The sequence below is a fragment of the Providencia sp. UF-183 genome (assembly GCF_058246155.1).
In genome coordinates this window covers 101,223-125,913 of the sequence record NZ_JBSICD010000014.1, presented here as the reverse complement: position 1 = coordinate 125,913, position 24,691 = coordinate 101,223, and the positions used below count along the sequence as shown (strand labels likewise).

19 protein-coding genes and 1 riboswitch are annotated in these 24,691 nt (G+C 41.6%); of the genes, 8 read left to right on the top strand and 11 right to left on the bottom strand.

Annotated elements, in window-relative coordinates:
* Positions 1-264 precede the first annotated feature (264 nt).
* Positions 265-1,128 (bottom strand): glutamate racemase, encoded by an 864-nt coding sequence (gene murI / locus AC4IFT_RS14205; protein WP_490751642.1) that lies wholly within the window; start codon positions 1,126-1,128, stop codon positions 265-267.
* Entirely contained in the window at positions 1,073-2,935 is a 1,863-nt protein-coding gene (gene btuB, locus AC4IFT_RS14200; protein ID WP_490751640.1) for a TonB-dependent vitamin B12 receptor BtuB, read from the bottom strand. The genes murI and btuB overlap by 56 nt, the downstream gene beginning before the upstream one ends.
* A 74-nt stretch (positions 2,936-3,009) precedes the next feature.
* Positions 3,010-3,103: riboswitch (cobalamin riboswitch) on the bottom strand.
* Between the two features lie 112 nt (positions 3,104-3,215).
* On the opposite strand from btuB, the gene trmA reads away from it, so the two are divergent.
* Complete coding sequence (gene trmA / locus AC4IFT_RS14195) at positions 3,216-4,313, top strand: tRNA (uridine(54)-C5)-methyltransferase TrmA (RefSeq protein WP_490751639.1); 1,098 nt, start codon at positions 3,216-3,218, stop codon at positions 4,311-4,313.
* A 77-nt stretch (positions 4,314-4,390) separates the two neighbouring features.
* Here trmA and AC4IFT_RS14190 read toward each other — a convergent pair whose 3' ends face one another.
* Positions 4,391-4,780 (bottom strand): YijD family membrane protein, encoded by a 390-nt coding sequence (locus tag AC4IFT_RS14190; protein ID WP_219245014.1) that lies wholly within the window; start codon positions 4,778-4,780, stop codon positions 4,391-4,393.
* 12 nt (positions 4,781-4,792) lie between these two features.
* Complete coding sequence (gene fabR / locus AC4IFT_RS14185) at positions 4,793-5,449, bottom strand: HTH-type transcriptional repressor FabR (protein WP_219245015.1); 657 nt, start codon at positions 5,447-5,449, stop codon at positions 4,793-4,795.
* A gap of 423 nt (positions 5,450-5,872) precedes the next feature.
* Here fabR and sthA point away from each other — a divergent pair, with 423 nt between their 5' ends.
* Entirely contained in the window at positions 5,873-7,270 is a 1,398-nt protein-coding gene (gene sthA, locus AC4IFT_RS14180; RefSeq protein ID WP_206085988.1) for a Si-specific NAD(P)(+) transhydrogenase, read from the top strand.
* Between the two features lie 77 nt (positions 7,271-7,347).
* Here sthA and oxyR read toward each other — a convergent pair whose 3' ends face one another.
* The gene (gene oxyR, locus AC4IFT_RS14175) at positions 7,348-8,253 is read right to left on the bottom strand and encodes a DNA-binding transcriptional regulator OxyR (RefSeq protein ID WP_219245017.1); all 906 of its coding nucleotides are present in this window, start codon (positions 8,251-8,253) and stop codon (positions 7,348-7,350) included.
* Positions 8,254-9,770: 1,517 nt separating this feature from the next.
* On the opposite strand from oxyR, the gene AC4IFT_RS14170 reads away from it, so the two are divergent.
* Positions 9,771-10,103 (top strand): YmdA family protein, encoded by a 333-nt coding sequence (locus tag AC4IFT_RS14170; RefSeq protein WP_490736287.1) that lies wholly within the window; start codon positions 9,771-9,773, stop codon positions 10,101-10,103.
* 79 nt (positions 10,104-10,182) lie between these two features.
* On the top strand, positions 10,183-10,530 hold the full coding sequence (locus tag AC4IFT_RS14165) for a YmdA family protein (protein ID WP_490736285.1): 348 nt from the start codon (positions 10,183-10,185) through the stop codon (positions 10,528-10,530).
* A 66-nt stretch (positions 10,531-10,596) separates the two neighbouring features.
* Here the strand turns inward: AC4IFT_RS14165 and argH are convergent, their stop codons facing one another.
* The 4 genes from argH to argC all read right to left on the bottom strand — a co-directional run bounded on the left by argH (position 10,597) and on the right by argC (position 15,111).
* Positions 10,597-11,973 (bottom strand): argininosuccinate lyase, encoded by a 1,377-nt coding sequence (gene argH, locus AC4IFT_RS14160; protein ID WP_490736283.1) that lies wholly within the window; start codon positions 11,971-11,973, stop codon positions 10,597-10,599.
* Positions 11,974-12,052: 79 nt separating this feature from the next.
* Complete coding sequence (locus tag AC4IFT_RS14155; RefSeq protein ID WP_490736281.1) at positions 12,053-13,273, bottom strand: argininosuccinate synthase; 1,221 nt, start codon at positions 13,271-13,273, stop codon at positions 12,053-12,055.
* Between the two features lie 44 nt (positions 13,274-13,317).
* On the bottom strand, positions 13,318-14,094 hold the full coding sequence (argB, locus tag AC4IFT_RS14150; RefSeq protein WP_490736279.1) for an acetylglutamate kinase: 777 nt from the start codon (positions 14,092-14,094) through the stop codon (positions 13,318-13,320).
* A 12-nt stretch (positions 14,095-14,106) separates the two neighbouring features.
* The gene (argC, locus tag AC4IFT_RS14145) at positions 14,107-15,111 is read right to left on the bottom strand and encodes an N-acetyl-gamma-glutamyl-phosphate reductase (protein WP_490751638.1); all 1,005 of its coding nucleotides are present in this window, start codon (positions 15,109-15,111) and stop codon (positions 14,107-14,109) included.
* Positions 15,112-15,213: 102 nt separating this feature from the next.
* Between argC and argE the strand changes: the two genes are divergently transcribed.
* Both argE and metF read left to right on the top strand, forming a co-directional pair.
* The gene (gene argE / locus AC4IFT_RS14140; RefSeq protein ID WP_490726793.1) at positions 15,214-16,368 is read left to right on the top strand and encodes an acetylornithine deacetylase; all 1,155 of its coding nucleotides are present in this window, start codon (positions 15,214-15,216) and stop codon (positions 16,366-16,368) included.
* 232 nt (positions 16,369-16,600) lie between these two features.
* Positions 16,601-17,485, top strand: coding sequence for a methylenetetrahydrofolate reductase (gene metF, locus AC4IFT_RS14135; protein WP_490736275.1), 885 nt, complete (start codon positions 16,601-16,603; stop codon positions 17,483-17,485).
* Between the two features lie 231 nt (positions 17,486-17,716).
* Here the strand turns inward: metF and AC4IFT_RS14130 are convergent, their stop codons facing one another.
* The gene (locus tag AC4IFT_RS14130; protein WP_490736273.1) at positions 17,717-17,998 is read right to left on the bottom strand and encodes a hypothetical protein; all 282 of its coding nucleotides are present in this window, start codon (positions 17,996-17,998) and stop codon (positions 17,717-17,719) included.
* 668 nt (positions 17,999-18,666) lie between these two features.
* Here AC4IFT_RS14130 and gad point away from each other — a divergent pair.
* Both gad and gadC read left to right on the top strand, forming a co-directional pair.
* Complete coding sequence (gene gad, locus AC4IFT_RS14125) at positions 18,667-20,067, top strand: glutamate decarboxylase (RefSeq protein ID WP_490751637.1); 1,401 nt, start codon at positions 18,667-18,669, stop codon at positions 20,065-20,067.
* A 101-nt stretch (positions 20,068-20,168) separates the two neighbouring features.
* Positions 20,169-21,716: a glutamate/gamma-aminobutyrate antiporter gene (gadC, locus tag AC4IFT_RS14120; protein WP_490751636.1), complete on the top strand. Its 1,548-nt coding sequence runs from the start codon at positions 20,169-20,171 to the stop codon at positions 21,714-21,716.
* 247 nt (positions 21,717-21,963) lie between these two features.
* On the opposite strand, the gene ppc is transcribed toward gadC, so the two are convergent.
* Positions 21,964-24,603 carry a phosphoenolpyruvate carboxylase gene (gene ppc / locus AC4IFT_RS14115; protein ID WP_490751635.1) on the bottom strand — a complete coding sequence of 880 codons (2,640 nt, stop codon included), beginning with the start codon at positions 24,601-24,603 and terminating at the stop codon, positions 21,964-21,966.
* Positions 24,604-24,691 lie beyond the last annotated feature (88 nt).

Sequence of the window (24,691 nt, the reverse complement as noted above, 5' to 3'; positions counted from 1 at the left end):
TTAAAGAGCGTTGCAGCATTTCGTATTGAAATTTGACCTTCTGGGTCGTTGCTGCGAGGTGACGTATAATACGTTTTCCTCATGGAGAGTCAAGCGATTTTTTGCTTTTTCTTTTCAGAATCTCTCGCTGCCGTTTCAGTGTTCATCGCGCTTTGCGTTGTCTTGTTCCCGGTCAGTGGATGCGCATTATAGGGAGTCAGAAAAATCTGGCAACCCCTTTTTTGCATTTTTTTTTCGTTCGCTCAGCTTTTCAACAAATTTAAGTTAAAGTGCTAACTTTTCGAGCGAAATGAACCCTTCAGCTTCAAGTACAGGTCTTAAACCTTGCACCACCTCGTTCATTAAGAGGCAATACGCAAAGTCTTCTTCGTTAGAATCATGGAGTTCTGCCTGATTATTTATCAGCCAAACGGTTCTTCTGGCAATTGCAGAACCTGAATCTATAAACCTTGTACCGTTAGGTAAGACTTTTTCGAGCTCTTCTATTAACAGAGGGAAATGGGTGCAACCTAAAATAACGGTGTCTGGTGGTTCTGGCATTCTGATCCACGGCCTCACCGTTTGAGCGACTTCATCTAACGGTAAAGTTTCCCCATGTAACTTCCGCTCTGCCAGTTGGACTAATTCCGCAGAGCCCAGTGAAATCACTTTGCAGTTCGTGGCGAAACGGTCAATTAATTCTTTGGTGTATTCACGATTCACAGTGCCTTTTGTCGCTAATAACCCGACCACGCCATTACGCGTGAGTTTAGTTGCTGGCTTGATTGCCGGAACTACGCCGACAACAGGGAAAGTAAAGTGCGCCCTGAGATTAGGTAAACTGACGGTACTTGCGGTATTGCAGGCAATGATCGCAATGGTTAAAGGATGCTTTGCAGCTATTGCATTAACGATTTGATAGACCCTATCAATAATGAACTCTTCGCTTTTTTCACCATAAGGAAAAGCTTCGTTATCGAATGCATATATATAGTGCGCATTTGGGATCAGTTTTTTGACTTCGCGATAGACAGATAACCCGCCCACTCCTGAGTCAAATACAAGAATGGTCGGGCGAACAGATAGGTTGTTATCAGAAGTTGTAGCTTCCGGTAAGGAAATATTCTCTTCCAGCGGTGCGATAACCATACGCGGTCTCATAGTCTTTATCGAACATATTAGCTATTTTACCACGAATTGTGAGATGTGAAGTGATTGGATATGCAGCCGTGAGATCCCAAAGGCTAACGCCGCCTACTTTAATACGACCACCGCTGCCTGTAACATCATATCTAGACCCAATATATTGATATGTTACTCCCATATCGACATTATAAACCGCCCAATCTAATTGATACTTGACCTGTTGTTTTGCTCTTCTAGCCAGAACTTGATCTTTTTGTTTATCTCTCGGGTCGATATATTGATATGTCAATTGATGATGAAAAAGACCTGTATCAAATTCACCAGTCCATTCAGCACCTTTAATTACAGCTTTATTTATATTATAGAGCTGCCAATTATTCGCTGCATCTGCCGCAATCATATTATCAATTTTATTACGATAAACTGTGAAGCTCCAATCAATTAAATCTGTTACCCCCTCTATGCCACCTTCCCATTGTTTACTTTCTTCAGGATTTAAATTTTCATTTGGCCCCCAACGACCATATAACTGGTCTAATGTAGGAGCTTTATATGCTGTAGCATATGAACCAACCAATCGATACCCGTCAATAAACTCCCATCCAGCGCCTGTTTGCCATGTGGAATGCCAACCATATTTAGAATGGTGATCACTACGTGCAGCGGCTTCGATAGTGATGTTCCCAAACTGATTTTGCCCTGTTATATACAGTCCTGTGTCATCAACACTACGTTTTTTAGCAATAAAATTGTGGTTAGGTTGTATCGATTGCCGATTCCAGTCTATCCCTGTACTAATTCCGCCTTGATCTAGCTTAAAAGTATTCCCCCACTGGATATTGTATTGTTCTGAATCTTTTAATAAAGATGATTCATCGTAACGTCCTTTTCTAGGGTCAAAATCATAATCTTTTAAATGGCTATAACTAGATATTAACTGAGAAGAATAAATACCTTTTGTGAGTTTAACTCCAGCATCATAGTTGCGGCTTGAAAGCTCTCTTGTATCCGCAAGAACATTCGCATAATCCCAACTCGGAGATCCGTCATATTTAGACCTGTTATCATAACCATATGCTCGAGCGAAAGCTGAAACCTCATTATTAAATTGGTGCTCAACTCCCAACCATAGGGTTTTGTTCATAAATCCATCTCGGTCAGACTGTTTTACTCCTCCTGTATTCCCCCTCGCCTCAACATCAAACCCCCAAGTATAATTATATGAGGCAGATGCTGTAACTTTAGTTTTATTAGCTATTTGTTGCTGAGTTGAAGCGGTATAATTTTGGTATCCATAGCTCCCAAGGGTAGCTTCAAGTGTTGTGCCTGGTTCAGACCGACCTGTAATAATATTGATGACTCCACCAATCGCATCGGAACCATAAACAGCTGAGCGCGCGCCTCGAATATATTCAATTCTTTGAATCATTGATAACGGAATTTGACTCATATCTGATGAGCCATTCACACCAGCTTGATTCAGCCTAATTCCATCAACAAGTACAAGCACATGTCCTGAATTTGACCCCCGTACAAATAAAGTACTTAATTGGCCTTGCCCCCCATTTTGCGCAATATCCACCCCCGGTAAACGCCGTAATACATCAATCACGGTATTTGACTGCCAATGATCAATATCTTCACGGGTTACCACGGTAACGGGCGCTAATATAGAAGAAATTGGTTGTTCGAAACGATTGGCGGATACGACAACTTCGTCGGCCTTATTATTCGCACTTGCCAGAGAAGAAACACTGCATAACACTGCCACAGCAGCAGCCGATAACGGCAGCAACTTGTTATTATTCATTATGATTACACTCGGAAGATCAATAAAATTAAAATTCCGCGAAGTTGAATAAAAGGTTCGCGCTGATATTCAACAAAGCGATAAGACGTGTGGCAGGTATCGGACTTTACCGTTGCGCGTCAGTCTTGGATTTCAACCAAGTTCCCTAAACCACAGCCTATTATCCTAAGTGGAATGGCATTTAGTGTCTATGGATGCATAATGAAAACTGGACATCTTCGCCACATTCCCTACAATTTCGCCCCTGATACGAATTTTTTACTGTTTTATGGGGCCAAGTATGCCAAACACGTTGCACACCAAAGACTACGAACTGCAACTCGCAGACAAAACTGACCGTTTAAAGGCTATGATGGCCCCGTTTAACGCACCTGAACCTGAAATTTTTTCATCTCCAGCGTCACATTACCGGATGCGCGCAGAATTTCGGGTTTGGCATGATAATGATGATTTGTTTCATATCATGTTTGATAAAGAGACCAAAGAACGCATTCGTGTTGACCAATTCCCCGTGGCGAGCCAATTAATTAATGACATGATGGCTACATTGCTGCCGTTAATTAAACAGAATGAATTACTGCGCCATAAGTTATTCCAAATCGATTATTTATCGACACTGAGCAATAAGCTGATTGTTTCACTGCTTTACCATAAAAAACTCGGTGAAGAATGGACTACTGAGGCAAAAACGTTAAAAGCGGCATTGGTGGAAAAAGGCTTTGATTTGCAGTTAATCGGCCGCGCTTCAAAAACCAAAATCATGCTTGATAATGATTATGTGGATGAAGTGCTGCCTGTAAATGGCAAGGATATGGTTTATCGCCAAGTCGAAAATAGCTTCACGCAGCCTAATGCGCAGGTCAATATTAAAATGTTGGAGTGGGCTATTGCGGCGACACAAAATTCAACAGGCGATTTATTAGAGCTGTATTGCGGAAATGGAAACTTTTCATTGGCATTAGCGCAAAACTTTGAACGTGTATTAGCCACTGAAATCGCCAAACCTTCCGTTGCCGCGGCACAATATAATATAGAAGCAAACAACATTAATAATGTGCAGATTATCCGAATGTCCGCTGAAGATTTTACCCAAGCAATGCAAGGGGCTCGCGAATTTAGACGTTTGGAAGGCATTACACTAACGGATTACCAATGCAATACCATTTTTGTTGACCCACCACGCAGTGGTTTAGATGATAAAACTGTCGAGCTCGTCCAAGGGTATGACCATATTTTGTATATTTCTTGTAACCCAGAAACCCTTTGCGATAATTTAGTTGAGCTGACAAAAACCCATAAAATTGAGAAGTTAGCCTTGTTCGACCAATTCCCCTATACCCATCATATGGAAAGTGGTGTTTTATTAACGCGCCGCTAATTTTTCAAGGTATTTATAATCAATACAAGAACGCCGCAAAATCATGCGGCGTTTTAGTTTAAATATATACTTTAAACTTAGTTTTCAGCTTCTTGCTCAAGGGCTAATTCCGCTTTTTCTTTTTTACGTGCTTTCCAGCTTGCATACATCCATAACGCTAAAATCACGATAAATGTCGCTGGAATAAAGTTAGAACCAATTTCAGGGTTTTGAACGCGCAAAATCGCGGCATAACCAAAAATCCCAATAAAGAAGTTACCCGCAACAAATTTAGGTAGCCCCATCGGCATCGCTTGGTGCAAATAGCGTTGGTGTAAACAATACGCAGCCAATACTAAGGTCAAAATTGGGAAAAATGAAAAGTCGACTAACGAGTTAAACAGTGTTGAAAAGGTTCCATGGGTTGCAAGGCCAATCACAAAGGCCAGCAATAATGTGCTTCTTTCATAGCTTTTTTGATCCGTCATTGATTCTCCTTATTATTTGGTAAGGTCTGGGTCAGATTGATTTTGTTTTTCCTGTTCACGGCGGTACCAATAGTAGGCGCCTTTAGCAATCATTCTTAACTGTAATACCAACCGTTCTTCAAGATGCCTGCGTTTTTCTTCATCAATATCAAGGGCTTCAGCGCCTGCACTAAAGACTATCGTCACCATCGCTTCTGCTTGCATCTCAGTAAAATGGCGAGGCATCCGACTTTCAAGTTCAAGGTAATCAGCTAACTCTGCAATAAAATGTTGAATTTCCCTTGCAACGGCAGCACGAAACTCAGCTGATGTGCCTGAACGCTCACGCAATAATAACCTAAAGGCATTGGGGTTATTACCAATAAACTCCATAAAAGTTGAGACTGATGTGCGGATCACACTCCCGCCTTTTGCGATGCGTTGCCTCGCTTGGCGCATAAGTTGACGTAACATCAAGCCACTTTCGTCGACCATCGTTAGGCCGAGTTCATCAACGTCTTTGAAATGACGATAAAATGACGTTGGCGCAATGCCAGCTTCTCGAGCAACTTCGCGCAAACTTAAGCTTGTGAAGCTCCGTTCAGCACTCAATTGGCTAAATGCGGCTTCGACGAGTGAACGCCGAGTTTTTTCTTTTTGTTTTGCTCTAACGCCAATAGTGTTACTCACAGTGATCCTAATTTCTATGTCATTAAACATTAATGAACGCATTGAAGGTTAATAATAAGCACGTGTTCGCCTTCTAGCATACCTGAAATTTCTTAATCTGGTTTAGAGAAAAATCGACTCTTACTGCAAATTAGTCATTTTCAGCGTTTCACATATCACCGACATGGCTTTCTTATATATAGAAACTTTCTCACTTTTCCCTTTACCCTACCTGAACGGTGAAAAATAGATTCACCAAAAATGCACTCTGTTTTTTTCTTTTTCCAAAAACGTGTTTCTCTAGAATTTTAGATTGAAATCAGGCAATGAAAAAAGTTCACGATGTCTTAATGAGAAAAATAAATAGGAAAAGGGAAATTAGGCGAAATAACCAACTAATGATAACATCTTGTTGTCATTTTGTTTTAGAGCAGGTCTTACCTCATGCAACTTACCCATTTTGATGCAATAGTTATTGGTTCTGGTCCTGGTGGCGAAGGCGCCGCGATGGGGCTAGTGAAACAAGGAAAAAACGTTGCTGTTATAGAACGTTATAATAATGTCGGCGGAGGCTGTACCCACTGGGGAACCATTCCTTCAAAAGCCCTCCGTCATGCTGTTAGCCGTATTATCGAATTTAATCAAAACCCACTTTATAGTGATAACTCCCGTAGCTTAAGCTCCTCGTTCTCTGAAATTCTACAACATGCAGAAACGGTCATTAGCCAACAAACACGCATGCGCCAAGGGTTTTATGAGCGAAATGGTTGCCAAATGTTTTCGGGTGAAGCCACTTTTATTGATGATCAACATGTTAGCGTACGCTATGCCGACGGCAGCTGCGATGTTTTAAGCGCAGATAAAATTGTCATCGCTACAGGTTCACGTCCTTATTGTCCTTCAGATGTTGATTTCAATCATTCACGCATTTATAACAGCGATACGATCCTCAACCTTACCCATGAACCTCGCCATGTCATTATTTATGGTGCGGGTGTTATTGGCTGTGAATATGCCTCTATTTTTCGTGGATTAGGCGTAAAAGTTGACTTAATCAACACCCGTGATCACTTATTAGCCTTCCTTGACCAAGAAATGTCTGACGCGTTGTCTTACCATTTCTGGAATAGTGGCGTTGTCATTCGCCATAATGAAGAATATGAAAAAATCGAAGGCGTCGATGATGGTGTTATTGTTCACCTGAAATCAGGCAAGAAAGTGAAAGCTGACTGCTTATTGTATGCCAACGGAAGAACCGGTAACACTGACGGCTTAGGTCTTGCAAATGTTGGTATTGACGCAGATGGCCGTGGTCTTGTTAAGGTGAATAAAGCTTACCGCACAACGAATGAGCATATTTATGCTGTCGGTGATGTGATTGGTTATCCAAGCCTCGCATCTGCGGCTTATGACCAAGGCCGAATTGCTGCACGTGCAATCGGTGGTAGTCTTGGCGATGCACATTTAGTAGAAGATATCCCAACGGGTATTTACACCATCCCAGAGATCAGCTCGGTAGGTAAAACAGAACAAGAACTTACCGCAATGAAAGTGCCATATGAAGTGGGCCGCGCTCAGTTCAAGCATTTAGCTCGCGCACAAATTGCAGGAATGAATGTGGGCAGTTTGAAAATCTTATTCCATCGAGAAACGTTACAAATATTAGGTATTCACTGTTTCGGTGAAAGAGCGGCAGAAATTATTCATATCGGCCAAGCTATCATGGAACAAAAAGGTGAAGGTAATACCATTGAATATTTCGTCAATACGACGTTCAATTACCCAACGATGGCAGAAGCTTTTCGTGTCGCAGCATTAAATGGTTTAAATAGACTGTTTTAATGATGCATGTTGATGGTTGCCTATTTACTGGCAACCATCATTTCATTTTACTGAAAAACTATTTTGACGATTTTTTCCTAAACCTTATTCTTATAATATTGGTTCATAGAGTTATAAATAGTTTCAGCTAATTGCTCATAGCGACCACGTAAAGGTGAACCAGGACGATAAACAAGAACAATTGTTCGCTTCGGTTCAGGCTCTATACAATTTAAATAGCACACTCCATCACGGCACGCTTCATTTGGTACAGCCAAATCAGGTAACAGCGTAATTCCACTTCCTGCCGCAACCATATTTCGTAGCGTTTCTAGACTTGTCGCTCTAAAATGTGTGTCTTCTTTTGCGCCCGCTTGGAAACAGAATCCCATCGCTTGGTCACGTAAACAATGGCCATCTTCTAACATTAATAATTTTTCGCCTGATAGCTCACCCATTTCAATAGTGTCTCGGTCATGCCATGGGTGGCTTTCATAAATAGCGAGTTTCATTGGCTCTTCAAATAAAGGCACAACAATAAACGGTGCTGTTTCTTTTACATCCGCTAAAATTGCACAATCTAATTTACCGCTATCTAATTGCGCTAATAGCTGCTGAGTTTGCGCTTCATGTAAATAGATTTCTAATTTTGGATGAGCTTGGTGTAGTTGTGGAATGATGTGAGGTAATAAATAAGGGGCAACTGTTGGTATTAAACCAATATGCAATGGACCAGACATGCTTTCCCCTTGGAGAGCAGCCATTTCTTGCAGTACCTTTATTTCCCGCAAAATAGTTCGAGCCTGTTCAACAAGTAATAACCCTTGTTGGGTAAAAAGAACTTTACGACTGGTTCTTTCCAATAACATAACACCGAGTTCTTCTTCTAACTTACGAATTTGACCACTTAATGTTGGTTGGCTGACATGACAAGAATCCGCGGCGCGTCTAAAGTGTTTATGTTCGGCGAGTGCAACGAGGTACTCTAAATCTCGAATATTCATATTTCTTTTCCTTTCGTGAATTCTTTGTCAGACCAAAGATAGATAATACCAATCACTATATCGATATTAGTTTGTTTTATCTATTGATATATTACAAAATGGGGTCTTTCATCCCATTTTTGCATAAACACCCCCTCGCAATGAAACAAATTGTAATATTTAGAAACAAAATGCATCATTAATTCCCTCTGATTTTATTCACGAAAAGCGAACCAAAAATAAACAATATTAAATTTTATTTATCATATTTAACACGATATGAAATTCCCATAACAAGTCAATTTAAGACTAAAACAGGCAGATAGATTTAATTATTTAATTTTTAGTGAACTACAAACTAGTACATAGATATGACAGTGAAATTCTAAAAGAAAAAATACCACAAAGACGTTTAGATACATTATATAGTTTTTATATTTTCGTATAGTAAACATAACGTTATGTATAAAAATCTTTAAAATTTCATACATAATTACACACACTTTTACTGTGGATAATTTTAAAATAGCACCCTATATTAATAATACCAAAGCAACAAATACTGAAAAAACCAATTCAAATTAATAGTTTTATATAGTCACCTGGCTTCTGGACAGTTTTCATCAGTGATGATGATACGGAGGGCTAAATACTATGGATTCTATTACTACACTTTGCCCTTCCTAAGTTAAAAGTATCCCATTATGTGGTTAAAGAATGCCGCCATACTGTCGATACCTTATACAACATGCTAGTGATGACAGAATAGAGTATTGAAGAGCACTAAATTAGCAAAGCATGCAAATCGTATTGCTAAAAACCAATAACGACAAAAAAGTGTAATAGACATCGGCAATCTAGCGTAGTTAAAGAAACGATCCACTTAGCTTTCTTCTATATAAGAAGAAAACAATAGGAACGCTTCCTAAGATGAACAACAATTCATCGGGGTTGCAAGAAAAAAGAAAGGTGTCAAACAGCTATTTGGGTAACTTCAATATAATTAGGCACCATACTGAAACATTTATATTACTCATAATATGATTTTTTGCGGATTAACTCGAAAAATAAGGCAACTTTACTCTCTAAAAGTTTAAAAATGAGATTGTTCAGCCCTTTCTCTGAAACATTTTGTTATATTTATTTTCATTTATTATTAAACTTTGTAAATTTCTGTTTGAAAGTTAATTAAAATTCTCAATATTACCTTACTGATTTATATATAAGTATGGGCTCAATAACTGTAACTATCGAAAATCAAACAGCAGATTAAACCATCGAAAAGCAACTTAAAACATCACCAATAGAACATTTAACACCGAAAAACACAAATTAACAGAATATAGTAAACAAAACGGCAATTTATCAGTAAGTCACAGAGATTCAATATAACCTATATTTTCATTATATTTTCACACATTTGAGTTTTTAGATTTACACCTTTTGAGAGTTTTTTGTTTTATAATTCTTCCCATAGCAAGACATGAACAAATTGAAATCAACCAAATTATATAAACTTTAAATTAGGAATAAATATCATGACTATTAAAAATATCACATCAGTATTAGCGTTAACTTTAGTTGCTACTTCATTATTCACTGCAAATGTTCAAGCTAAAGAAAACCAAACAACCATTAACTTTAAAGCTGCTATTGTTGCTTCACCATGTACTTATGATATTAATGACAACAAAACCAACTTAAATTGCTTTAATAAAGAAACGAATAAAATGGAAACAAGTAAAATTGATTTTTCTAAAGAAAAAAAATCAACTGAATGGAAAAAATTAGATGAGAACCGTAGCATCTACCAATTTAAATGGACTAATGAAGAAAAAGGCCACGCATTATTATCTGTACAACATGCGTAATAATTAAATAACCAATTCATTTAAATAAAACTTAATATAACTAACTGATTTTTATCAAATTCAGTTCTGGAATTCCATTATGCAAAAATCAATAACTGAAAAAGTATTTAATCGTTCAATCATGGCTTTATTATTAATTTCAGCTGCCAGTGTATTCAGTGCTAATGCAGTTCAGAATCAAGAAGCTGGCACGATTAATTTCTCTGGCGCAGTGGTTCATCCAACCTGCACCAATGATATTACTGACACGCAAATTAAATTGCACTGTTTGAATGATAATACAGGATCGTCCACCACAAAGATTGAGTTAAATAATATGACTCAAAAAAATGGTTGGAACGTTATTAATGAAGGCAGACATGAATATTCATACAACTGGGTTAATGAGGAGAAACAATTAGGAATGTTAACCGTTAAATATATTTAATAAGAACAGCGTTATGGGAATTGGGGTAGTCATGCTACCCCCCATTTTTCGTCCACAAATTACCGCTTAGAAACCTAACCGTATTTTTGCTTCCTCAATGGCACTCGCCACCTGCTTCTGAGACACTCCACCTTTTGCTAATCGCTTATCTAAACATGATTGCAACGAGAGAATTTCATACACATCCAACTGAATAGTATCACTGAATTTTTGCAGATCGCTTAATGCCATTTCCTCTAAAGCCTTACCTTGCGCTATTGCCGCGACAACCGCTTCACCCACAATATGATGCGCTTCGCGGAATGGAACGCCTTTGGCCACTAAATAATCCGCCAGCTCGGTTGCATTTGCATAGCCTTGTTTTGCGGCTTCTTCGCAACGTGGTCGACGAATTTGAATACCATCAAGAACTAACACGGCCATATGCATGCAATCTAACCATGTATCCATCGCATCAAATAGGCCTTCTTTGTCTTCTTGCATATCTTTGTTGTAAGCAAGCGGTAACCCTTTTAAGGTCATCATCATACCTGTTAATGCACCTTGAACTCGCCCACATTTGCCGCGGATCAGTTCTAATGCATCGGGGTTTTTCTTTTGTGGCATTAAGGAAGAACCTGACGTAACTTTGTCAGATAACTCAACGAAACCAGCTTCACCGCTATTGAAGAAAATTAAATCTTCCGCAAAGCGCGATAAATGTACCATGCCAATGCTGGCGTCAGATAATAATTCAAGTACGTGGTCTCTATCGGAAACTGTATCTAGACTGTTGCGAGTGGCAGAGGCAAAGCCAAGCCAAGAGGCGAGTTGTTCACGGTCGATATCATACGCGGTTCCCGCCAATGCCCCACAACCTAACGGGCTAACATCCAAACGTTTTAGCGTATCTTTTAAACGACTTTCATCACGCGCTAGCATTTCACTGTATGCCAAACACCAATGAGCAAACGTTACTGGCTGAGCACGTTGTAAATGGGTATAACCTGGCATGACAGCATCTTGATTATTTTCAGCGGTAACCACTAACGCTTTTTGTAGCTCAGTGACCGCTTCAAGCAATAATGCAACTTGGTCTTTACACCACAATTTTAAGTCTGTTGCCACTTGGTCATTACGGCTACGGCCTGTGTGCAGTTTTTTGCCCAAATCACCAACTTTATCAATCAGTTTGCCTTCAACCCAACTGTGAATATCTTCCGCATCGCTTTGCAAAATAATTTCAGGGTTATCTTGCACTTCTTTTAACAGTGCATTTAGTGCCTGTTCTAAAGATTGTTGTTCGCTATCTGTCAACACACCTACCGTGACCAATGATTTTGACCATGCGACTGAACCGATAATATCTTGTTGCGCCAAGCGATAATCGAAACGCAATGAATCATTAAACTGTTTAAACCGCTGATCGGCCTGCTGACTAAAACGTCCACCCCAAAGTGCCATAACAAATCCCTACCTGATTGATAAAATAAGTGTTTAACGCCCGACAGCAATATTAGCTGCCGGGTTACTACGATTGACTTTATTTTGCTTTGTTTTGTTCTTTCAACGCACGAATACGTGAAGACAGGGAATAAAGACGGATAAAGCCACCAGCATGGCTGTGGTCGTAAACTTCATCTTCACCAAACGTTGCGAACTCTTCAGAATACAAGCTCTTATCCGCTTTTTTCTGAATCGCTGTCACTTGGCCTTTATACAGTTTCAGTACCACTTCGCCCGTCACATCTTGTGCTAAGGATTCTGCCGCAGCTTGTAATGAATGACGTAATGGAGCGAACCAACGGCCATCATAAACAACGTATGACATTTCTAAGCCTAACTGCTCACGCCATTTGTAGCTATCACGGTCTAATACTAATTGCTCAATCCCACGTAGCGCAGCCATCATGATGGTACCTCCCGGGGTTTCATAGCAACCACGAGATTTCATGCCCACTAAACGGTTTTCAACGATATCGATACGGCCGACCCCGTGTTTCGCACCTAATGTGTTCAGTGCTTCCAAACAACCTAATGGAGACAATGTGTTACCGTTAACAGAGACCACTTCGCCGTGTTTTACACCGACAGTCACTAGCTCTGCTTCATCTGGCGCATCTTGCGGATCGACAGTCCATACCCAACAATCTTGGTTGGCTGCATTCCATGTGCTTTCTAATACGCCACCTTCGGTGGAAATATGCCATGCGTTTTCATCACGGCTATAAATTTTTTCAAGGCTGGCGGTTGTCGGAATATTACGCTCTTTCAGGTAATCGAGCAGCGCTTCACGGGAACGTAAATCCCACTCACGCCATGGTGCAACCACTTGCAGTTGTGGTGCTAACGCCGTATAGGTGCTTTCGAAGCGTACTTGGTCATTTCCTTTACCTGTTGCGCCATGAGCAACTGCGTCAGCACCGACTTTTAATGCGATTTCAACTTGTGCTTTCGCAATAATTGGGCGAGCCATTGATGTACCTAATAAATAGCTACCTTCATATAATGCGCCCGTTTTTAATACTGGATAGATGTATTCCTTGATGAACTCTTCACGTAAATCAACGACGTAGCATTCTGATGCGCCAGATTGCAGTGCTTTTTTCTCAACACCGACTAAATCTTCTCTGTCTTGTCCCACATCGGCAACGAATGCAACCACTTCACAACCGTCATAGTTTTCTTTCAACCATGGAATAATTGCCGATGTATCCAGACCACCTGAGTATGCTAATACAATCTTTTTAATGCCCTTTTTCATAACGTACCTATCCGCTCAATTAATTTATTATGTGTATGGCTCAATTACGATGCCAAGATCCGAGTTCCGATTGCTGTTCCATTAAACAGCTCAGGAAGTTGTTCAGCGTGACGCCAACTTGCAATATCGACGGAGCGTTGCAGTGCGTTAGCAGCGTCTAACGCAGCATTCACCTTCACAATCATTCCATCTGTAATAATTCCTTGGTCGATGAGTTTTTGCGCTTTTTGCGTCGTCATCTCATCAATTTTTTGGCCTTTGCCATCTAAGATGCCACTCACATCCGACAATAAAACCAGATCGGCATTGAGTGCTTGGGCTACAGCGGTTGCGGCTTGGTCTGCGTTCACATTCATTAGCTCACCTTGTGCGGTGACACCAATAGAACTGATGATGGGCAAATATCCCGCGCCGAGAAGCAATTTCAATAGCTTGGCATCACCCGGTTTTGCATTCCCAACATGACCGAGCTCGTCATTCAACTGTGTAACAACCGCACTTTGCCCATCACCAAGTGATAACCCCACTGCGGGTAATTGGTGTTTGATGCTCCATGCCAGTAAGGTTTTATTTGCCGTCCCAGCTAAAGCCCCCGTAATAATGTCGATTTGATCCGCCGGTGTAACCCGCAGCCCCTGCTTCTTCACAACGGGAAGTTGCAACTTCTGCATTAATTCATCCACTAAACAACCACCACCATGGACAATCACCAGCTCGCGTTGATGTGCTTGGCGATAAGTTTGAATAGCGGTAAACAGTTTTTCTAACGCTTCAGTACTATCCAGTAACACACCGCCCAATTTAATCACTAAGGGTTGCATGGCTTGTCCTTATTAAAGTAATGACTGGGTTTCATTGAAACCAAAACGAATATTCATGCACTGTACAGCTTGTGCCGCGGCACCTTTTAGTAGGTTATCTTCTGTACCGACTAAAATCAGGTGTTCCCCTTTCAATACATAACCGATATCACAAAATGGCGTGCCGACGACAGATTTCAATGCAGGAACACCTTTATCATATAAACGCACCAAGGGTTTGTTTTGATAGGCTTCTTTAAACGTTTCGCCAATTTTCTCTGCTGTGACGCCCGCTTTTACCTTACAGGTGATAGTGGCGAGGATCCCTCTTGAGAAGTTGCCCAGATGCGGCGTAAAAATCACCTCTTGCCCCAAATGCGTTGAGATTTCAGGCTGATGGCGGTGAGTGAAAATACCATACGGCTGTAAGCTCACTTCACAGAAACTGTTTGTCATTGAAGCCTTGCGCCCTGCCCCTGACACACCACTGGTTGCATTGATAACAGGCCACATGCTGTTATCCAGTAACTTAGCTTCAATTAACGGTTTTAACGCAAGTTGCGAAACGGTTGGATAACAGCCCGGTACCGCGATTAACTGGGCTTGGCGAATTTTATCCGCTTGCCATTCCGCTAAACCGTAAACTGCTTGCATTAACCATTCGGTATTTGTATGTTCAAAGCCATAGTATTGGGTGTAGAACGCAGGATCTTGAACGCGGTAAGCACCCGATAAATCGAACACCACACAACCCGCCTCAAGAAATTGCGGGGCGATGTCGTGGCTCACTTCATGTGCCGTGGCGAGGAAAACAACATCAATGCCTTTTGCTACCTCTGCCACATCAGTGAGTGGCAGGACAGGAAGGTCAATAATGCCTTTATACTGGGGATATAAATCAGAAAAACGTTTATTTGCATCGGCACTTTGCTTCGATACCATCAACCCTTGAAGGTTAATTTCAGGGTGACGTTGCAAATAAGCGGCTAATTCTGCTCCAGTATAGCCACTGGCCCCGATAATGAGTGTGTTCAACATATGCTTTCTACCTTGTACTCGTGACCCAAACAGTTTAATGTGTATTTTTATTCAAATAAAGTGCATGAATATTGATACTATTATGGATTAAGGCTGTCAACAGTGAATATTAAATTACCTGCATTTATTGAGATTTATCGTCAATTAATTGCCACTCCATCGATTAGTGCGACTGATTCTCATTTGGATCAGAGCAATAAAGCCCTTGTGGAACTCCTTGGTGGGTGGTTAGAGACGCTGGGGTTTTCGGTCAATATTCAACCCGTACCGGAAACACGTGATAAATATAACCTGCTAGCTTCCATTGGCGAGGGTAATGGTGGCCTGATGTTATGTGGCCATACCGACACTGTGCCTTTTGATGATGGCCGCTGGAGCAAAAACCCTTTCGAGCTGACAGAACACGATGGCAAACTTTATGGCCTCGGTACCGCAGACATGAAAGGTTTCTTTGCTTTTATTGTCGATGCGCTGCGTGATATGGATCTTGCGAAGCTCAAGCGCCCACTGCATATCCTTGCGACTGCAGATGAAGAAACTTCGATGGCGGGAGCCCGTTATTTTGCGGCGAACACTGCATTGCGCCCTGACTTTGCCATTATCGGTGAGCCGACCTCATTACAACCAATACGCGCACATAAAGGCCATTTATCTAACGCTATCCGCATTACGGGGCAATCGGGACATTCAAGTGACCCGGAGCGTGGTGTCAATGCCATTGAGCTGATGCATGAGTCGATTTCTCATTTAATGACGCTGCGTAACACATTGAAAGAGCGTTTTAATAACCCGGCTTTCGTGATCCCTTATCCCACCATGAACTTTGGTCATATTCATGGCGGTGATGCGGCAAACCGTATTTGTGGTTGCTGTGAATTACATATGGATATTCGCCCATTACCAGGGCTGACATTGCAAGATTTGGATGAGCTACTGAATGATGCCCTCGAACCTGTTCGGGCAAAATGGCCGGGTCGCTTAGCCATTGAGTCAATGCATCCACCGATACCAGGTTATGAATGCCCGACAGATCACAAAATGGTGGCGGTGATAGAACAGTTGCTGGGTCAAAAAGCCGATACGGTGAATTACTGCACCGAAGCGCCGTTTATTCAAGAACTTTGCCCAACTTTAGTTCTGGGCCCCGGCTCTATTGAACAAGCCCATCAACCCGATGAGTTTATCGATATGCGCTTTATTGAGCCTACCCGCCAGTTAATTAGCCAAATGATTGAGCATTTCTGCTTCACGGAATAAATCAAACTAGCTACTCACATCAACGCGACGCTGAAAAGGGTCGCGTTTTTTTATCATGAATTTTTTTCTTGTTCTGACTGAAAAAACATCAGCGCGATAATTTAATTTAAGTATTGACTATTGATACCGATCTGGTAATTTCTATTTAGACGTCTAAACGTATAGATGCATACATGGATATAATAATTAACAAAGATAATAGTTAGTCTGCAAAATTGCGAGGTTACAGGGTATGAGTTTTTTTCACGCAAATCAGCGCGAAGCGCTAAATCAAAATTTAGCTGAATTAGATGGACAAATTAATGTTTCATTTGAATTTTTCCCACCTCGCAGTGAAGAGATGGAGCAGACGCTTTGGAAATCCATCGATCGGCTCAAAAACCTGAAACCGAAATTTGTCTCTGTCACCTATGGTGCTAACTCAGGCGAACGGGACAGAACCCATAGCATCATTAAAGATATCAAAGACAAAACGGGATTAGTGGCTGCGCCACACTTAACCTGCATTGATGCCAGCAAAGATGAATTAAAATCTATCGCTCGTGATTATTGGAATAATGGTATTCGCCATATTGTTGCCTTACGGGGTGATTTCCCTGATAGCAGCCATAAGCCCGATATGTATGCGACAGATTTGGTTGAATTATTAAAAAGTGAAGCCGATTTTGATATTTCTGTGGCGGCTTACCCTGAGGTTCACCCTGAAGCCAAAAGCGCGCAAGCTGACTTAATCAACCTGAGAAAGAAAATTGAAGCAGGCGCTAACCGTGCGATTACCCAATTTTTCTTTGATGTCGAAAGCTATTTGCGCTTTCGTGACCGCTGTGTGGCCACAGGTATCGATGTGGAAATTGTGCCGGGTATTTTACCCGTTTCCAACTTCCGTCAACTAGAGCGTTTTGCCAAACTGACTAATGTACGCATTCCAGCTTGGATGAGTAAAATGTATGAAGGGTTAGATGATGACCCAGAAAGCCGTAACCTTGTTGGGGCATCCATCGCCATGGACATGGTGAAGATCCTCAGCCGCGAAGGTGTGAAAGATTTTCATTTTTACACACTGAACCGTTCTGAGCTCACCTATGCCATCTGCCATACTTTAGGGGTTAGGCCTTAATCAATTCACGGTGATAAAACATATAACTGCTGTTTTATCACCGAATTACCTTTAAATAATGAAAGCGTTAAACCAGAACTGAGTCTGGGATATTTACCTGAATGAATACAGGCTCTTTTTCATTGACAAACTGCTCTAACGTGAACTTTTGATAGTTAAGGTTGTTATAACCCCGAAATAACAATATTCCCCTTTGAAGATCGGTCAGTACCGTCCAGACAGAGAGCTCCGTTAAATACAGTTTGAAGATGTCATCCTCTCCCAATAACGGATCCACTGATACATTTTTAGGGATTGTTTTTTTAACTCTGCCATTGCATATTGTGACAAAGCCCACACCCCATCCGGTGCTTTTCTCTGAAAGACATGTGATTTGGGGTAACAAGCCAAAATTGATTCAGGCTCATCTGATGAAAACTCTAATGTCCTTCCATGATAAACATGTTTGTGTTGATCAGTGATTGCCAATGAAGTACAAGCAAAAGCATGATAGTGGGCATCACTTGTTAACATCCCCCCCCTTAATAAACAATCTATTTTTGATAGTTATAAGAACATTGTGTTATAAACAATCATTATCAGATTATACACAGCCTACATTTTTCAAAATAGAGAATAAACCATACAACGATAAGCGTTAAATCCCATCACATTGAATAAAAATAATAATAATGAAATATTCCAATAATAATCAAAAAATGACATTTCATTTAGATACCTCATATTTGATAGTTATCATTTTAAATAAATTTAAATAACTTTTAATATCATGAAAACCATCATTTAAATATCATTACAACATTTAACATGAATGAAATTTTATATATACATAAACTATAGCGGATAATCTCTCAGAGCCACAGCACCAACACAAATAAAACAAAAATCACAAAATAGGTAAAAAAATGGATAACAAAGCTTAATTCATTAAACATGACAGCATTAAATTTCACAAAGTGCCTATTAACGAAGTAAAGAAAATGATATTTAATAATTTTCACATTAGTTAAAAACTTATATTAAACATATCGATACCTAATTACCCCTCAAGTGAGGATTCAAATTTATTTTATTTTTTAAATTTATATCTTTGGGTATAACCGAAAATTGGCGTATATTTAATATTGAGCTCAAAAACCAACATGAAATAATCACCACATAGTTATTGAGGGGTTTTAGATATGAGTAATAACGTTTCAAATTCAAAACATAGTGGGATAGATGATATTTATGCATCACTCGAATTATCCAAATCTTTACCGAAGAATAAATTCCCATTAAAAGAACAAGACCCGCGTAATGTATTTAGCGCAGTGCGTGATGAATTAATGTTAGACGGTAATTCGCGTCAAAACCTCGCCACGTTTTGTCAAACATGGGTGGATGATGAGATTCGAGATCTTATGGACTTATCTATTGATAAAAACATGATAGATAAAGACGAATACCCTCAAACAGCCGAAATAGAAAACCGTTGTGTACGCATGTTGGCCGACCTTTGGCATTCACCTGATGTAGAAAATACCCTTGGGTGCTCAACGATTGGTTCTTCAGAGGCCGCAATGTTGGGTGGCTTGGCACTAAAATGGCAATGGCGTAAGAAGCGTGCTGCGCAAGGTAAACCAACCGATAAACCAAATATGATTTGCGGACCCGTTCAAGTATGTTGGCATAAATTTGCTCGCTACTTCGATGTGGAGCTCCGAGAGATACCATTGGAAGGCGAGCGTCTCATTATGAGCCCTGAAGAGGTCTTAAAACGGGTTGATGAAAATACCATTGGGGTTGTGCCAACTTTAGGAGTCACATTTACCTGCCAATATGAGCCAGTAAAAGCCGTTCATGATGCACTCGATAAACTGCAAAAAGAAACGGGGCTTGATATTCCTATTCACGTTGACGGTGCAAGTGGTGGTTTCTTAGCGCCATTTTGTGCGCCAGATTTAGAATGGGATTTTCGTTTACCTCGCGTAAAATCCATTAACTCTTCAGGCCATAAATTTGGCTTAGCACCACTTGGTGCTGGCTGGGTAATCTGGCGTGAAGCAAAAGACTTACCTGAAGAATTGATTTTTAACGTGAACTACTTAGGTGGCAACATGCCAACCTTCGCACTTAACTTCTCTCGCCCTGGCGGGCAAATTATTGCGCAATACTATAATTTCCTCAGGCTGGGTCGCGAAGGTTACGCAAAAATTCATAATGCCTGTTATGCAACCGCACAATTCCTCGCACGTGAAATAGAGAAATTAGGGCCATTTGAAATGATTTTTGATGGTGACAGCCAACAAGGGATCCCTGCACTTGCTTGGAAGCTCAAAAAAGGTGCAGCCACCAGCAACTATTCCTTATACGACATTGCCGATAAACTACGTAGCCGTGGTTGGCAAGTTCCCGCCTATTCAATGCCTGCAAATCGTGAAGACTTAGTCGTTCAACGTATTTTAGTACGTCATGGTGTGAGCCTAGACTTAGCCGCACTGCTTATCGATGACTTTAAACGAACCCTCGATTATTTTGATAAACACCCTGTCAATAAACCACTCACTGAAGAAGAAGGCGGCGGCTTCAACCACAGTTAATGTATTTTTTGTCTATTAAGCCAAAGAACTTCAGGTTCTTTGGCTTCTATTCGGATCTGCGCTAAACAGGCAGATTATATCTGGATTTAAGGAGAACTCGTATGGCAACAACAACGACAGCTCCAGCCGCAAAACAGCTGACATTGTTAGGCTTCTTTGCAATTACTGCTTCTATGGTAATGGCAGTCTACGAATACCCGACATTCGCAACCTCGGGTTTTAGTTTGGTATTTTTCTTATTATTGGGTGGATTGCTGTGGTTTATTCCTGTCGCACTTTGTGCGGCTGAGATGGCGACAGTTGAAGGTTGGGAGGAAGGTGGTGTTTTTGCTTGGGTTTCAAACACCCTCGGGGAACGCTGGGGATTTGCGGCTATTTCCTTTGGCTACCTGCAAATTGCAATCGGCTTTATTCCCATGCTGTATTTTGTGTTAGGGGCACTGTCATACATTCTTAATTGGCCTGAACTCAACACCGATCCTGTGACTAAAACAATAGGTGCACTGGTTATTCTATGGGTTTTGGCCTTCACACAATTCGGTGGGACAAAATATACTGCCACGATTGCAAAAGTCGGTTTTTTCGCCGGTATTTTACTCCCTGCACTCATTTTAGTGTTTTTAGCTGTTAGCTATTTAGCCAGTGGAGCACCGCTTGCGATTGAAATCAGTACCTCTACTTTTTTCCCTGATTTTACTAAAATAGGGACATTGGTTGTTTTTGTCGCCTTTATCTTAAGTTATATGGGTGTAGAGGCGTCAGCAACCCACGTTAATGAAATGAAAAACCCGGGTAGAGACTATCCCGCAGCGATGTTTCTACTGATGATTGCCGCCATTTGTTTAAGTTCGATAGGGGGCTTATCTGTCGCAGCGGTGATCCCAAATAGTGAGATCAACCTCTCCGCAGGCGTTGTACAAACCTTTAACGTTCTGGTGACTCACTTTAACTCAACACTTGAGTGGGCAGTACGGATCATCGCAGCATTGCTGTTGCTTGGAGTATTAGCTGAAATCGCGTCATGGATTGTTGGACCTTCAAGAGGGATGTATGTGGCTGCTCAAAAAGGCATCCTGCCGCAAAGTTTTGCAAAAGTGAATAAAAATGGGGTACCTGTCACCTTAGTGATTTCTCAATTACTTATTACCACGATTGCCATCGTTGTACTCACTAACACAGGTGGCGGCGGTAATATGTCCTTCTTAATTGCCTTGGCCTTGACCGTTGTTATCTACTTATGTAGCTATTTTATGCTGTTCTTAGGTTATATCCATTTAGTGTGTAAACAACCTGAGAAAAAACGTGCATTCAATATTCCGGGTGGAAAAAGCTTTAAAGTCCTCGTGGCTGTCGTTGGCTTAATTATTTCCATCTTGGCATTCGTCGTTTCATTCTTCCCGCCAAGTTCGCTACCGAGTGGAACAAGTGATAATACGTATGTCACGCTACTTGCAGTGAGCTTTGTGATTATTTTCTTGTTGCCATTTGTTATTTACGCATTCCACAGTAAACAAGGTAAAACCATCCCTGTCTCACTGGTGCATATTAAGGCGCATAACGCCCCAAAAAATCACTTTTTTATCCACCCTAGAGCTCGTTCTACCTATCATTTAATTCATCATGATAGCCAAGAGAACAATCCGAAATAATAGGCTGATATAAAAAACCACCCGCTTGCGGGTGGTGAGGTTGTTGACAAAGCAGGATAAAAGCGTGGTTTTTCCTGCTTTGTGTTATCAGCTGAAAATCAAAGAATTGATTTTCCTCGTCTATTTTCAAAACCTATCCAACCTGCAGCCAAACCTAATCGGTTTGTCAGCAGTCTGACCCACCCGCTTTCGGGTGGTTTACTTAGGCCTGATAAAACCATGTTACTGCTTATAATTCAATAAGAAACTAACCCGTATTACGCATCCCTGCCGCCACACCCGCAATGGTCACCATCAGGGCTTGTTCAACACGCGGATCTGGGTGCTCCTGTTGGCGAGAACGGTGCAGTAATTCAGCCTGCAACACGTTAAGTGGGTCGGTATATACGTTACGCAGAGCGATAGATTCTGCAATCCATGGCAAATCTGCCATTAACGCTTCATCTTTCGACACCGCCAGCACGCTTTTAATATCATCCGATAACTGGTCACGCAGTTTTTGACCCAATGGCCATAAACGCTCTTCTACTAAACGGTGATCATAATATTCCGCCAGCCACAGGTCAGCCTTGGCATACACCATCTCTAACATCGCAATGCGCGTATTAAAGAACGGCCACTGCTGCCACATTTCATCGAGCACAGATTGTTTGCCTTCTTGCTCAATAACATGTTTCAGTGCAGCTCCAGCGCCTAACCATGCTGGCAGCATTAAGCGGTTTTGTGTCCATGCAAAAATCCATGGGATTGCACGCAAGGTTTCCACACCACCCGTTGGGCGACGTTTAGCAGGGCGTGAACCTAATGGTAATTTAGCAAGCTCTTGCTCTGGTGTTGCCGCACGGAAATACGGGACAAAGTCCGGTTGCTCACGCACATAATCACGGTACATCGCGCAAGACACATCAGACAGCGAATCCATAACAGATTTCCACTCATTTTTTGGCTCTGGTGGTGGTAATAAATTCGCTTCTAAAATCGCACTTGCATACAGCGCAAGGCTGCTAATAGTGACTTGTGGTAGACCGAACTTAAAGCGGATCATTTCCCCTTGCTCAGTCACACGTAAACCACCTTTTAAGCTTCCCGGTGGTTGGGACAGTAACGCAGAATGTGCTGGCGCACCGCCACGACCGATGGTACCGCCACGGCCGTGGAATAATGTCAGCGTCACGCCCTCTTTTTCACACAGTTTGATTAATGCATCTTGCGCACGGTATTGTGCCCATGATGCTGCCATCACACCCGCATCTTTCGCAGAGTCTGAATAGCCAATCATCACCATTTGACGGTCGTCGATAAGCTCACGATACCAGTCAATGCTTAACAGTTTTGTCATGACGCTTTCGGCGTTATTTAAGTCCTCAAGGGTTTCAAATAACGGTGCAACAGGCAGGCGAATGGAGGCGCCTGCTTCTTTGAGCAATAATTTTACCGCTAAAACATCTGAAGGCACTTTTGCCATTGAAATGACGTACGCTGCGATAGAGTCATTTTTCGCTTTTGCGATCACACGGCAGGTTTCAAACACTTCTTGAGTTTCTGCGCTTGGCTGCCAATCTTGTGGGATCAATGGGCGACGGGACTGCAATTCCGTTAACAGGAATTGTTGTTTTTCCTCTTCAGACCACTGTGCATAGTCACCCAACCCTAAATATTGAGTGAGTTCTGCAATTGCATCCGTATGACGCGTACTCTCTTGGCGCACATCAATGCGTACCAGTTGTAAACCAAAGCTGCGAATGCGGCGTAAGGTATCCAGCAACTGGCCATTGGCAATAATTTTCATATTGCAGGCAATTAATGATTGATAACAAGCGTATAGTGGGTCCCATAACTGGGCGTTATCCGTTAACAGATCTGCGGGTGGCAGAACTTGTTCGCCTTTCACGCGGCGCTCTAAATATTCTAAAGTAGAGAATAATTGGCTACGCAGGTTTTTCGCTATTTGGCGATATGGCTCGTCGACATCATCCCCACCGGCTAAAGCACGCAGTTCAGGTGTAGCCTCTGTCATGGACAGCTCAGACACCAGCACCTGAATATCTTTCAGGAATAAATCGGCAGCTTTCCAACGGCTTAATAGCAACACGTGACGAGTGACATCAGCTGTCACATTTGGGTTACCGTCGCGGTCGCCGCCCATCCATGATGTAAAGCGGATTGGGTTGGCTTCGACAGGGAGAACAGCCCCGATAGACTCTTCCAGTTGCTCATTAAACTCACGCAAAAATGCAGGGACACCTTCCCACAACGAGTTTTCAACAACCGCAAAGCCCCATTTTGCTTCATCAATTGGCGTTGGGCGAATTTTACGGATTTCATCCGTATGCCATGATTGAGCCACTAATTGGCGTAGACGACGCATGATGTTATTGCGTTCGTAATCAGCAATATCGTCGTGGTCGAGTTGCGATAAACAATTATTTACCTCAACCAGTTTGTGGATCAGTGTACGGCGCGCAATTTCAGTGGGGTGCGCGGTTAACACTAGCTCAATGGATAGCTGCTCCACCGCTTTTTGAATATCGTTATCGGTAAAGCTTTTGTCTTTTAAGCGGCTGAATAATTTTTTCAATGCCACTGGGTTGCTTGCAGCTTCACCGTGTGGAGAAATACTGTGGTATTGCTCAGCCACGTTAGTCAGGTTTAAAAATTGGTTAAATGCCCTTGCAACGGGAAGCAATTCATCATTCGAGAGGTTTTGCAATGTCATCAGCAACTTTTGGCGCTGAACTTCATTACCTGCACGGGAGGATTTGGAAAGCTTACGAATGGATTCAACTTTATCAAGTATGTCCTCGCCTAGTGCTTCCTTGATGGTATCGCCGAGTAGCTTACCCAGCATACTGACATTACTGCGCATTGCGGAATATTGCTGATTCATGAGACTCCTGACCTTGTGCTTCTGGCAGAATGCATCCCCGCACTAAGCACGGTTAACAGACTGCGACCTGTTTCCTGTAACAAAATTT